General features: G+C 38.0%; 12 protein-coding genes. 6 read left to right on the top strand and 6 right to left on the bottom strand.

Annotated features, from left to right (window positions below; all coding sequences use genetic code 11):
- Positions 1-402 precede the first annotated feature (402 nt).
- The gene (locus ACFX40_RS22165; protein ID WP_028409124.1) at positions 403-2,193 is read left to right on the top strand and encodes a transglycosylase domain-containing protein; all 1,791 of its coding nucleotides are present in this window, start codon (positions 403-405) and stop codon (positions 2,191-2,193) included.
- Between the two features lie 34 nt (positions 2,194-2,227).
- Here ACFX40_RS22165 and ACFX40_RS22170 read toward each other — a convergent pair whose 3' ends face one another.
- Positions 2,228-3,559 carry a polysaccharide biosynthesis protein gene (locus ACFX40_RS22170; protein ID WP_028409125.1) on the bottom strand — a complete coding sequence of 444 codons (1,332 nt, stop codon included), beginning with the start codon at positions 3,557-3,559 and terminating at the stop codon, positions 2,228-2,230.
- Between the two features lie 294 nt (positions 3,560-3,853).
- The gene (locus ACFX40_RS22175; RefSeq protein ID WP_028409126.1) at positions 3,854-4,771 is read right to left on the bottom strand and encodes a DMT family transporter; all 918 of its coding nucleotides are present in this window, start codon (positions 4,769-4,771) and stop codon (positions 3,854-3,856) included.
- Between the two features lie 150 nt (positions 4,772-4,921).
- Here ACFX40_RS22175 and ACFX40_RS22180 point away from each other — a divergent pair, with 150 nt between their 5' ends.
- Complete coding sequence (locus ACFX40_RS22180) at positions 4,922-6,298, top strand: aminotransferase-like domain-containing protein (RefSeq protein ID WP_028409127.1); 1,377 nt, start codon at positions 4,922-4,924, stop codon at positions 6,296-6,298.
- Positions 6,299-6,361: 63 nt separating this feature from the next.
- On the opposite strand, the gene ACFX40_RS22185 is transcribed toward ACFX40_RS22180, so the two are convergent.
- Positions 6,362-6,760 carry a FixH family protein gene (locus ACFX40_RS22185; RefSeq protein WP_098432180.1) on the bottom strand — a complete coding sequence of 133 codons (399 nt, stop codon included), beginning with the start codon at positions 6,758-6,760 and terminating at the stop codon, positions 6,362-6,364.
- 150 nt (positions 6,761-6,910) lie between these two features.
- On the opposite strand from ACFX40_RS22185, the gene ACFX40_RS22190 reads away from it, so the two are divergent.
- On the top strand, positions 6,911-7,489 hold the full coding sequence (locus ACFX40_RS22190; RefSeq protein WP_098432181.1) for a hypothetical protein: 579 nt from the start codon (positions 6,911-6,913) through the stop codon (positions 7,487-7,489).
- Between the two features lie 98 nt (positions 7,490-7,587).
- Entirely contained in the window at positions 7,588-8,253 is a 666-nt protein-coding gene (locus ACFX40_RS22195) for a type 1 glutamine amidotransferase domain-containing protein (RefSeq protein ID WP_013083773.1), read from the top strand.
- A 41-nt stretch (positions 8,254-8,294) separates the two neighbouring features.
- Here the strand turns inward: ACFX40_RS22195 and ACFX40_RS22200 are convergent, their stop codons facing one another.
- The gene (locus ACFX40_RS22200; protein WP_377256345.1) at positions 8,295-10,022 is read right to left on the bottom strand and encodes an ABC transporter ATP-binding protein; all 1,728 of its coding nucleotides are present in this window, start codon (positions 10,020-10,022) and stop codon (positions 8,295-8,297) included.
- Positions 10,023-10,241: 219 nt separating this feature from the next.
- Between ACFX40_RS22200 and ACFX40_RS22205 the strand changes: the two genes are divergently transcribed.
- Positions 10,242-10,436 carry a hypothetical protein gene (locus ACFX40_RS22205; protein WP_377256348.1) on the top strand — a complete coding sequence of 65 codons (195 nt, stop codon included), beginning with the start codon at positions 10,242-10,244 and terminating at the stop codon, positions 10,434-10,436.
- Between the two features lie 31 nt (positions 10,437-10,467).
- Here ACFX40_RS22205 and ACFX40_RS22210 read toward each other — a convergent pair whose 3' ends face one another.
- Complete coding sequence (locus tag ACFX40_RS22210; RefSeq protein WP_377256351.1) at positions 10,468-11,529, bottom strand: copper resistance D family protein; 1,062 nt, start codon at positions 11,527-11,529, stop codon at positions 10,468-10,470.
- Positions 11,530-11,533: 4 nt separating this feature from the next.
- Positions 11,534-12,094 carry a copper resistance CopC family protein gene (locus ACFX40_RS22215; protein ID WP_028409133.1) on the bottom strand — a complete coding sequence of 187 codons (561 nt, stop codon included), beginning with the start codon at positions 12,092-12,094 and terminating at the stop codon, positions 11,534-11,536.
- A 283-nt stretch (positions 12,095-12,377) separates the two neighbouring features.
- Between ACFX40_RS22215 and ACFX40_RS22220 the strand changes: the two genes are divergently transcribed.
- Positions 12,378-12,647, top strand: a complete 270-nt coding sequence (locus ACFX40_RS22220) for a CPCC family cysteine-rich protein (protein WP_013057680.1) — start codon at positions 12,378-12,380, stop codon at positions 12,645-12,647.
- Positions 12,648-12,667: the final 20 nt, after the last annotated feature.

Below are 12,667 nucleotides of genomic sequence, written 5' to 3' on the forward strand. Positions count from 1 at the left end.
CCAGCTTGTTTTTTCATAAAGGGGAACAAAGCCCCGAATGGTGCTTTATACGACTTTATTTGACAAACACAAATTTATGGGTAAACTAAGTTCAGATGATTGTATTTCACTTTGTTTCAGTTTAATAAAAAAACGAAGCATCTGCGAGTAAGCAAAAAATAACTGCGTAAAGAGCTATTCATGTCAATCATCTTATACCCTAAAAACTTACCTGCACTTGAATAATAGCCTTTATTAAACTTAGCGCGTCAGCTTGTGAACGTTAATACTTTATCACCCATCTCTCTGTTAAAAGATTGAATGGGTCAACAAACTTCAGCATTCTTTACATAACGACCTTGTAAAGACGAAGAATGTAGCTATGTGTGAACATGGAATTATTACTTAGTGGAGTGAACCAACATGAGGAAATTTATTTTAGCCTTTTTAGTCGTTGTTTTAATTGTAATGCTGGGAGTTACCTATGTATTAAAGCAATTTCAGCAAACGGCTGATTTATCTTACTCGAAACTGCAGTCGGTTCAAAGTACGGTAGTCTATGACAAAAATGACCGTAAGATTGACGAATTGTATAAAACCGTTCCCCGTCAAAATGTTTCGAGCAATGAAATTCCCGATTATGTAAAAATGGCGTTTGTTGCAACGGAAGACCGTCGCTTTTACAAGCATTTTGGGATTGATTTACAAGGTATTGGCCGCGCCCTTTTTAAGAACATTGTAACAATGAGTAAAGCTGAAGGCGCAAGTACCATTACACAGCAGTTAGCAAGAAATCTTTACTTATCTAGTGATAAGACCATTAAACGTAAAGTAGATGAAATGTTTCTATCACTAGGCTTAGAAAGACAATTTACAAAAGATCAAATTTTGGAATTATATTTAAATCAAATTTATTTCGGAAGCGGTGTATATGGTATTGGTGCAGCTTCTCAGCTTTATTTTAATAAGCCTGTATCAGATTTAACCGTAGGCGAAGCTGCGCTTTTAGCGGGACTGCCAAAAGCGCCGAGTACGTATTCACCAAGCAATAGTACAGAAAAAGCGACAGCCCGACGAAACGTTGTATTGAAACTGATGCATGACCAAAACGTTATTAGCGATACTCAGTATCAGCAAGCGTTAAATGAACGTGTAGTCGAGCCTAGTGTTCCTGTTAAAAAACCGAACTCTAATCAAGCATTTATTGATTATGTAATTAAAGAAGCTGCTCAACAGTATGGCGTATCTGCTGATGACCTTTATAAGGGTGGTTATGCCATTTATACAGATTTAGATCCTAATTTACAGGAATCGATTAATAACTCTGTAGCAAATCATACGTTCCGAGATGATGCCATCAACAGCAAAGTAGAGGTTGGAATTTCAGCTGTCAACCCTAAAACAGGTGGGATTTCAGCGATGTATGGAGGACGCAGCTATGAGCGAAACGGCTTAAACCGTGCTACAAGCGGCTATCAGCTTGGTTCAGCTATTAAGCCTTTAGCCGTATATGGTCCAGCCTTAGAAACTGGAGATTATACACCAACTTCACTCCTAAGTGACGAACGACAAGACTTTGGCGGTGGATATAGCCCTAAAAACGCAGAAGGTGAATATCAAAAGCATGTGACAATGCGTGAAGCACTTACTCGTTCACTCAACGTTCCAGCTGTTTGGCTTTTAAAACAAATTGGTATTGATACAAGTGCAAAATTTATGGAAAAAGCTGGACTTCCTCTTGAAGATGACGATAAGTCAAAATTAGGGCTTGCTCTTGGAGGAACGACGACAACGTTCTCTCCCCTTCAGTTAGCACAAGGATATACAACTTTTGCTAACAAAGGCGTTATGACTAAGCCGTACGCAATTCGAAAAATTGAGATGCGCGACGGTGAAGTGAAAAAGCCAGACATTCAGACAGAGAGAGTAATGAGTGAAGAAAATGCGGATACAATGACATCCATGCTGCAAGATGTGATTGAAAAAAGCTATGGAACAGGTGTTAACGCTCGTTCTTCACGAGATGCTGCAGGTAAAACTGGTACAACCAACGATGTCAAAGATGCTTGGTTTGTCGGGTATACCGATGATGCAGTCGTTTCTATCCACGCTGGCTTTGATAATGCTAATTCTACGCAAACAACGAAATACTTATCAGGCGGCGGCGGACAAGACCCTGCTACACTGTTTAGCTCAATTATGAATAACTGGTAACAAAAAAACCTCCAACTTCACCGTTGGAGGTTTTTTAAGATAAATGCGTTTTATGCTTAAGTGAAAAAAAGGAAACGTTGATGACTTTGCAAATCGTTACATAATGCAGAACGGTCAAGACAACCACGCCACAGTTCATTCCGATAATAATTCCCTGCATGCCAATATTTGTTTGTGATCCTAAGAAAAACATCAGGGAAAAAGATACAATATGAGACCAAATCGTATGATAAAAAGCATCTTTTACATAGCCAAGTCCAATTAAATAAGCTTGAAGCGGAACAGCAAAGAAGTGAAAAAGAAAATACGGCCATAAAGCCTTTAGATAGTACACGGCCTCTGTAGAATGAAAAAACAAGTTAGTAAGCGGCTCAGCAAAGAAATACATTGCCACTATAGACGGAATCCCATATAAAAATGTCATTTGCATACTTTGAGTCAAAAGTCTTTGAAGCTGTTCTTCCTGATTTTTCGCATGAGCTTCAGATACAGCAGGTATTAGTGCTACTAAAAGAGAATGAGCAAAGAAAGCTGGAAAAAAGCCGATCGACATCGCTACACCTGTTAGCATACCAAAATGCTGCGTGGCCCCGGTTAAAGTCATGCCCGACAAAACGAGCGCGTGTTTGATTAAAAACGGCTGAACAGCATTACATACCGCATTAAATAAACGCAGTCCCGTGGTCGGAAGTGAGACGCCTAACAGCTTTTTCCGAATCTCACTTGGGGAAAGCAAAGGTCTGTGCCCTCTTGATAAAACACTTAACTGAGTAACATACGTGATAAAAAAATAAAGTAAAATAACAGCTTCGGTTCCAATTAGCGTACAAATCGCAATAAACAGCGACATTTTAACATCTGTGAAAGCAAACATTTGAAAAACAACAAATAAAATCGTTAGCTGAAAGGCTTTGCGGATAAAATTAGACACGGCGATAGTCGTCATATTATTTTTACCCGTAAAATATCCACGAAGCACGGCTGAAAATGAAACAACCGGAATGAAACATAGTACAACCCATTTTAAGTAAGGATGATAGTGACTGAAAAATGGAAAGGCTGCTAATACGGCCAGTGTAATAAAAAAGATTCCCAAGCTCACAGCAGTCGCAAAAATGGTGGCATGCTTCATCATATGCTGATGTTCTTTGCGGTGATGTTCGGCCAAAAATTTAGAAATAGAAATAGGCAGTTCTAAGTTGGCTACGGTGGCAATAAGAAAAATGATAGGAAGAACAGTCATGTACATGCCCATGCCTTCCCTTCCTAATTCTCTAGCAAGTACCATATTTACAAGAAATTCAATTAACTCTCCTGCAAAGGCAGCACCTGCTAGAATAAACGTTCCCTTCAAAAAAGTGTTCATCTCGTTATCTCCTCTATCTCCCGTCCTTTTTCATCACTACCTCTTCTCTCTATGTATATGACAAGCCCAATCCGAATTATTTATCTAATTGTATTTTTTTGGTGTACAAGTTCTTGTATAATGTTCAACCTATGTGAAAAAAAACCGTTATATACCTTTTTCACATAGGAAATTCATTCATTTCTTATACTTTGGCTCTTGAGACTTACATAGAAAAACAGAAGACCGAATGAATCTGCTGATTGCTAATGGGAATAGAGCATGTTGTTTTAATGTAACAAATTCACATATTAGTTAAGCGTCTTTATTCACTATTTTCTGTGGATGCACTTCTTTTTTTGACACCGAAGCGTTTTTGCCTAGTACAACCGAAAAGACAACAATTATTGCTATAGCAAGAGTAAAAAGTGTAATTGTTTCACCTAGAAATAGAGCTGCAAACAGAATCATTAAAAATGGCTGTAAATATTGAACCTGGCTAACTCTGGCTATTCCACCCATAGCCATCCCGCTGTACCAAGCAACGTATGCTAAAAATTGACTCACTACTGAGAGATAAATCAAACTAACCCACGCTTGTAAAGGCGCATGGAGCATTTCAGCTGTAATGCTTAGTCCTACTGGAATCATAAAAAATGGTGCACCGATGATAATGGCCCAAGCAATTACTTGCCAGCTGCCTAATTCTCTTGCTAACACCCCTCCTTCTGCATAGCTCAGTCCAAGTATCAGCACCGCTGCTAGTAAAGCTGCATCGGCAAACTGCAGTTGACCGAATCCGAGGTGAAGAGCATACACGATAACAGCTGCCGAACCGATTATACTTGAGACCCAGAATTTTAAAGAAGGACGTTCACCCCCTCTAAACATCGCAAAACCGGCTGTGGCTAATGGTAAAAGAGCCAGTTCAACCGCTCCGTGAGAAACAGGCAATGATTTCATTGCCCAAGAAGTGAGCAAAGGAAACCCTAAAACTGCGCCTAAAGCGACGATCACCAGACTTTTAAATTGGCGAAGAGAAGGAAATTTTTCTTTTCGTACAATCAATATCACAGCTACTAAAACAGCAGCTACAGCTGTTCTTCCTAAACCAGCGACTGTCGTTCCGAAATACTTGACTGCAATGCTTGTAGAAGGAAGGGTTAAGCTAAAACAGATAACGCCTACTAATCCCAACAATACGCCCATTTTCTCTCTAATTTCTTTTTGCATCTTACCCTACCCCTGTCTTTTTATTTTTCAGAACTGTACCATTTTTCTAAAAAAAGTTCTGATATAATTAAAAGGATAGCGCAGGACAACTAGTAAAATAAATCATTCTTTTACCTATCTGTAAGGGTACAAATTAAAGGAGTAGGACCTATGAGTTTAAAATATCTGAAAATCATGGAAGAAATTAAGCTTGGCCTAGCAAATGGATCGTTTATTGCAGGTGGTAAACTCCCTTCTGTTCGCCGACTCTCCCAACATTTTTCGTGCAGCAAGAATACCGTTATCAAAGCGTACAGCGAACTAGAAAAAGAGCATTTAATTTATTCTGTTCCTAAAAGCGGCTACTACGTTGTGGCAGAATTTCAACATAAGACGAATGAAAATGAAGTGATTGATTTCTTGTCTGCTGGTCCGGATAAAAACGTTATGCCTTATCTTGAATTTCAGCATTGTATAAACCAAGCGATTGAACACTACAAAGAAGAGCTTTTTACATACTCTGATCAACAAGGCTCTTACTCATTGCGGGTACAGTTAGTGAAACACTTGCAGAACTTACAGGTGTTCACTCAAGCTGAAAGGTTAGTTGTTGTATCCGGGTCTCAGCAAGCTCTTCACTTACTAGTTTCTATGCCCTTTCCAAATGGAAAAAATAATATCCTAATTGAACAGCCCACTTATTTCGGTTTTATCGAGTCTCTTACGCTGCACCAAGCTACTACTTTTGGGATTGAGCTATCAATGGAAGGGATTGATCTTGATCGTTTGGAGTACATTTTTCGAAATAATGATATAAAATTTTTCTACATTATTCCAAGATTTCACAATCCTCTTGGGCATTGTTATACAAATTTTGAGAAGAAAAAAATCGTGGAGCTAGCCGAAAAATACGATGTATATATAGTGGAAGATGACTTTTTGGGCGACCTTGATCCCGATGCAAAATCAGATCCTTTATTTTCTTTTAATCCTTGTGGACGAGTTATTTACATTAAAAGCTTTTCGAAAATCTTTCTTCCTGGGTTACGTATTGCTGCTGTCGTGCTTCCTTCGTTAATGAATAGCAACTTTTTACGATATAAATTCAGTTCAGATTTTAATAGTTCAGCGCTTTCCCAAGGTGCTCTTGAAATTTATTTAAAAAGCGGCATGTTTACAAGTCATCTTAAAAAGATAAAAGAGGTATACCATACCAAAATGCAAACTCTTGTAGAAGCATGTGATTCACTCCTACCCGCTTATACACATTTTTCTAAACCAACTTCAGGATTCTATTTATCCATTAGTTTGCCTGAGCATGTGACAGCAAAACAGATCGTTCACATGCTAAACGAGCAGCACATATATGTTGATGATGCCTCTAGATTTTTTTTACCAGAATACAAACGAGACACTCTTCTCCGATTAAGCATCTCACAAGTAGATACGAATACGATCAAACGAGGAATTGAACAGCTAGCTCAGTGCATTACTTTAATTGATGATAGAAAACATCATCCTATTCCAAATAACCTTTTCCCCTTGTAGAATGAGAATTCAATGGACATACTAAACGAAAAGAAGCCAAGGAATTAGCATCCTTGACTTTTTTTATTTAACCGTAACGGTTATAAGAGGCATGTTATGCGTCCCTTTTGCAGAAACATGTGATTGCACGGTATATGTGCCAGGCTCAGAGAAAGATGTTTGTATTTCATATACACCTTCTCCTATTTGTTTAGGCTTTAACATCTTCCCTTTCCCTTCGCCATCTTTTTTCTCTATTTCAAATTCAATCATTTCAACATCATCATTTTTTACTTTTTCGTCTCCATATGTAACTTCGGCTTTGTAGATACCGCTTTCATTTTTCTGTAACGCCTTTGGGCCTTGAAGATTTACGTCCAACGGTTTTGGCTGCACAGCATTTGTGCTTTGAGCAGGTTCCTGACCACAGGCCGTTAAAAGTAAACAAAGACTGATTATAGATATACTTATTCTTTTTTTCATGTATTCATCTCCTTTTTAAACCTTTTGTTTAACTATAACGCGTATTGCAAAGAAAAAAATGAATTTTTCTAAAAAAGAAGGGTTTTTAAAGATTTTTTAAGAAAAAAAGTTCATACTGATACTAACTAGTTTTTTCCAAGGAGGAAGAAAATGAATTCAGCTAAATCTCCAGCTAAAAAATCATGGTTACAGACATTAATTAAAAATAAAAGCGAGCGTAAAAAAGTAATCTTTATCTTTACTATCTCTTTTTTACTAGTCGTAGCAGGGTTTATTTACATCCCTATTTATAAACATTCCCTTCCACTCGATTCTAAAATATATGAAGGAAATTTTAAAGAGCTTGGTTCAATTGCACGAATTGGTTTCTTTGCAGCTTTAGCCATTTATCCTATTTTTTTATTACTAAAATGGAAACCGTTATCGCACATAAAAAAAGGAAATTTTGAGTTAAAGCCGCTTATCCAATTTTTAGCCAAGTATGTTCGTCAGTGGCACGTTCCAATTGCTCTTATATCAACGGCTTTGATTATTTTACATGGTTATATGGCTTTAATAAAAGGATTTCAAGCAAATTTCACGTACTTTTCAGGAATTATTACGATGGCTGTTCTAGCTTGTTTACTCGTGATGGGCGTGAAGCGCTATAAGCGTACAGATAAAAAGTGGCATCTTAAATTTGCTATCTCTTTTTTGGTTTTGTTTATGATTCACGCTACCTTTTCATAACTTGCCATTGTTTAAAGTTTTTTTATATAGGGTACAGTTCACAATGAATACATGATATGTATCACTATACGTTTTTACATCATTTAGGAGGTATAAACATGGCAAGAGTGTTAGCTGTATTATCAAGCGGATACGAAGAGAAAGATTATCACACAGGTTGGTGGGCAGAAGAATTATTTGCTCCGCTGCAAAAGCTTGAGGACGCAGGGCACACCGTTGATTTAGCCTCACCTTTTGGAGGTAAGCCGGAAGTAGACGTTCGAAGTATTTCAGAAGACTTTGATCCAGACGGAACGTATAAGAAATTATATGAATCAGGAAGAGCGGATCAGACAATGAAACTTGAAGAAGTAGATGCTGAGAACTATGACGTTATTTTAGTAGTAGGCGGCCATGGCGCTATGTTTGACTTAGCAAAAAATGTGGACTTGCATGCACTTATGAACAAAGTGTACGACAACGGAGGTATTTTAGCAGCTGAGTGTCACGGACCTTCTGTTTTTGCTTTCTTGAAAGGATCCGATGATGAACTGTTAATTAAAGGACTAGACGTAACCGGTTATCCTGATGAAATTGAACCGGAAGAAGTACTTCCCTTTTTACCATACAGTTTAGAACAAGAACTTCGTGAAGTGGCTAATTACATCCCTGAGATGGATAAAAAAGCATATGCCGTTTGGGCAAATGATCAAATTGTCACAAGCCGAGATCCTTTTTCTTCTGAGTTAATGGGTGATGAATTAGTTAAAAAGCTAAATAAATAAACAAAAAAAGACTGCTTGAAAGCAGTCTTTTTTTGTTTGTTCTATAGGGATGTTTGAAACTGCTGCTCTACCAAACGCCGGTAAAAAGCATGAGAGGCTAACAGCTCTTTATGCGTTCCGCTTCCTGTAACCTTCCCTTCTTCTATTACAACAATTTGGTCTGCATTAATGACCGTAGATAGACGATGGGCAATGACGAGTGATGTGCGCTCTTTCATTACCGTTTCCAATGACTCTTGCACAAGCTTTTCTGATTCGGAGTCCAAGCTAGCTGTCGCTTCGTCCAGTAGTAAAAACTGGGGATTGCGTAACAGCGCTCGGGCAATTGCAATACGCTGTCGCTGTCCTCCTGAGAGATTAATACCTCTTTCTCCAATCATTGTTTCATATTGATCTTCAAAGGACTGAATGAAATGATGAGCATTCGCTAACTTCGCTGCTTCTTCTATTTCTTCATCCGCCACATGCCGCTCTAATCCGTAAATGAGATTTTCTCGAATTGTTCCTGCTAAAATCGGAGAATCCTGCTGAACATAGCTAAACAGGTGACGCCACGAACGTAAGTTGACGTTTTGACTGTCTGTTCCATCCAAGAATATGCGCCCCGATGAAGGCTCATAAAAGCGTTCGATAAGTGAAAAAACAGTAGATTTTCCAGCTCCGCTAGGTCCAACAAAAGCGGTAACTTCTCCTTTTTTAGCAGAAAATGAAACTTCCTGCAATACTGGTTTATCTTCATATTGAAAAGCAACTTTATCGAACCTTAAACTCCCTACCTGTTCAAGCACTTCTCCATTTTCATAGTTCTCTTCTTTCTCAGCTAATATATCAAAGATTCTTTCTGAAGCTCCTTTAGTTTGCTGAAAGCTCGTAACAAATCGGGTAAGTGAACCAACCGGAACCATAATTTGAAAAAGGTAAAGAACAAAAGCCACCAGCTCTCCTGCAGTGATAAATCCCTCACTCACTCGGTATGCACCAAACCCGACGATGGCAATCATAACAGCGGTCATCACCGTGCTAATAATCGGGGTAATGATCGCTTCAATTTTAGCTCTCTTTACACCGAAGAGGTAGAGTGACTGAAACGATTGTAAGCCGGAATCAACTTCTTTTTTCTCTGAACCGGATACTTTAATCAAGCGGATTTCACTCAGCATTTGAGCTAAAAAAGCCGTAAGCTTGGACATTTTATCCTGCTGCTCACGTGAAATTTTATGTATTTTTCTCGCTAGGGGCATAACCAGTACAAACATAACGGGAATAACCGCTAATAAAATGAGCGTCATGGGTACATCAAGCGTAAATAAAATAACAATGGCAACGATAATAGATAAAATGTTTTTAACAAAGTCAATCATTTCTGTTGACAATAAATTCATCACAATGGTTGTATCATTTGTAATGCGGCTTACCATTTCACCGGAACGGTTTTGGTCGTAAAATGAAACCGGAAGCTTTATGAGCTTGTTCCACACTTTATGTCTGAGTTCTTTTACAACACCTTGCCCTACTTGAGCAAGGAGATAAAGAGATAATGCGCTTGTTACCATTTGAGCAGCAAATAAACCAAGGAGTCCTGCTACAAGCTGCGGTGAGACGCCTACCGCAATTTTCTCCATCACTTCTTTAATCACAAGAGGAATAGAAAGCGACGCTCCGGTATTAATTAAGGCCAGTATGAACGAAATGAGTAGCTTTCCTGTCGGAGGGTTCGTTAGCAACCATAATTTTTTAAATGAAAAATGAATTCCTTTTTGCGTATTCATCTTAGTTCCTTTCTAATTCTTTTAATAGGTGGTATACACACTTTAGGCAGACACCACACAATTTACCTTCAAAGTTCTATCTTATTTTACACCATTTCCTTTCTAAACCTGAACATCTAAGCTTTTACCTATTTTTTAAACTCGTCTATACGAAAATGACAAGCTGGTCATATACTATGGTACACTGAATTCTTTTACTAGATGAGAGGTTGAATAAGAATGTCTGTTTATATTAAATCTATTTCTATTGGCACAATTTCTGGCGGGATCGTTATTTTTGGAAACGCAGGAAATATATCGCCTCCAAGCGGATCTGGTTCTGGTTCTGGTTCTAGTTCTAGTTCTAGTTCCCAAATGCCGATGCCTCCTTCTCCGGGAAAAGGCCCGAGAGATAACACCACTTTTAATGGCTAATAAAAAAACAGTGAGGTAATTCTCACTGTTTTTAGACTTGAATACTTGTCATCATCGCAATATAAAAAGCAAAAACAAACAAACCCGCACTTAATACGCTAAGCCATACTGTCTTTTTGTAAAAACAAATAAATAAATACACAAAAAACAGCAGTGCGACAAATAAGAACAGAATTCCTACAACCGTTACGTGAAAAGTTAGAGGAAGCGTCACTTGCTTTCCATAGATAAACGGAAGAATCGATGAATCCATTGCCATATGACTTATATTAGTTGGCGGCGATTGCGTCACCATCATAGCTGTAAATAAAAAAATGATAAGCAAAATAATGCTTTCTGCTCGAATCCACATCACGGGCTTATATTCTGGATGTTTTATCGTTTTTTTCATAAGAAAGCCATTGATGACGGCAAATGCAAGCAGCGGAATAATCGTAATATGCTTTAGTAAAAGAGACTGCCCGTAATCTGTAGCCCATGAATTTACATAGTTGGACAGGCCCATGATAATGACCATCGAAATGAACCCACTTAATGAAAGAAGCACAAAACAAGCGATTGCAAAAGGAGTAAACCAGCTTAAGAAACTTTTCCAATTGGAGGTTTCTTTTGAAAAAGCGGCAACAATCAGAACCACCCCTCCCCACAGTCCAACTGCTAAAATATGAAGAGAATGAGAAAGCATGCCGCTAAGCGCAGAAGCGGATGCTGCGTGACTTGCGTAGGCGATTCCTCCCACTAAGGCTACAGTCAGTAATGTATACATATGAGGGTGGCTCTCTATTGACACAGCAACCATACATAAAATAGCAATCAGCACAACAAAGATCCAGGCGTGTCCCGTTCTTGTTTCCAATAATACAAGACGAACTGTTTCACTTAACCCTCTTATTTTTGAAAAAGATAAAATAATCTCAAGCGAATTTCCAACCGAAAAAATAGCGACAGCCGCTGCACTTGCAAGTAGCCATCGCTTTGATAATAAAATTGTTGGCTTTTTTGTAAGAGGTACATATTGCAGTACGGCAAATCCTAATAGTAAGGAAAGACCTACGTATGTGAACCACTCAAAAACAGGCAACAAAATACTCATCTTTTTAAGCCTTTTTCTTCCTGAAGATTAAGAGTAATGCTCCAACCACCACTACAATAGCAATAATCATGATAACAAAAAACGATGAAGAATCATTGTTCTCTGTTTTTTCATCACTTGCTACTGCACTTTTTTGGTGCTGTTTGGATTGCGTGGCGTCTTGCTTTTTTTCACTATCTTTTCCGGCTGCTTGAGTATTCTCTTCTTTCGCTTCATCTTTCACATCTACCTTAAAAGCAATCGAATCTTTCATTACATGACCATCTTCCCCTACAATTTCCCAGTCCACTGTGTAAGATCCGTTTTCAAGAGGCTGATCGACAGAAGCTATTAAATCATGACCCTCTACTTTTTGCGATGCAAGTGAAATTTTTTGTCCATCTTTTGTAACGGTTACAGTACTGATTTTCTCGATGTGTGTTTCAAAGGTTAATTTAATTTCTTTTAGAGGAGCTGTAACAGTTGCACCATTTTCCGGCACGGTTGTTTGCACATGTGTATGAGCGAAACTAACTGTCGGAACAGCTAAAAAGCATGCTAAAAGTAAACCTATTATTTTTTTCATATTTATGACTCCCTATCTCTTTTTTCTTTTTTCATCATATCCAAAAATGTTTTTATGTAGACGTTTCCGAACACGATCTATTTTCCTAGTAAGTGTACTCCTTTTTTACTCAGTCTCACAATAACTATTACCAATTCGTTATAAAATGTTCACAAATCCTAAGGCATATGCCGCTGTAATTTTTTGAATATTCTTTTAGACTATCCTTGAATATAGTAAAATAGTTAAATAAGATGGCTGACTTTTTTCTAGCTTAAAATCCCATACAGAAAGGATAGAAACAATGAAAAAGTATACATGCCCTTGCTGTGGTTATCAATCGTTAGACAGTGATGGTGACTATGATATTTGTGAGATATGTTTTTGGGAAGACGATCCGTACCAAAAGCTGAATGCCAACGAATTAGGAGCCAACTCTATTTCTTTAATAGAAGCTCAGGAAAATTTTATAGTTTATGGAGCGTGTAATAAAGAAAGCTTACAGCACGTGAGAAAGCCTTCTGTTCAAGATGTAAAAGATTTTAACTGGAAACCTATTATAAGTCACGAATAGCAAAACTAGTTTATAAAAAA

It is taken from the genome of Priestia sp. YIM B13552 (assembly GCF_042787775.1).
In the GTDB taxonomy this organism is placed as follows: domain Bacteria; phylum Bacillota; class Bacilli; order Bacillales; family Bacillaceae_H; genus Priestia; species Priestia megaterium_E.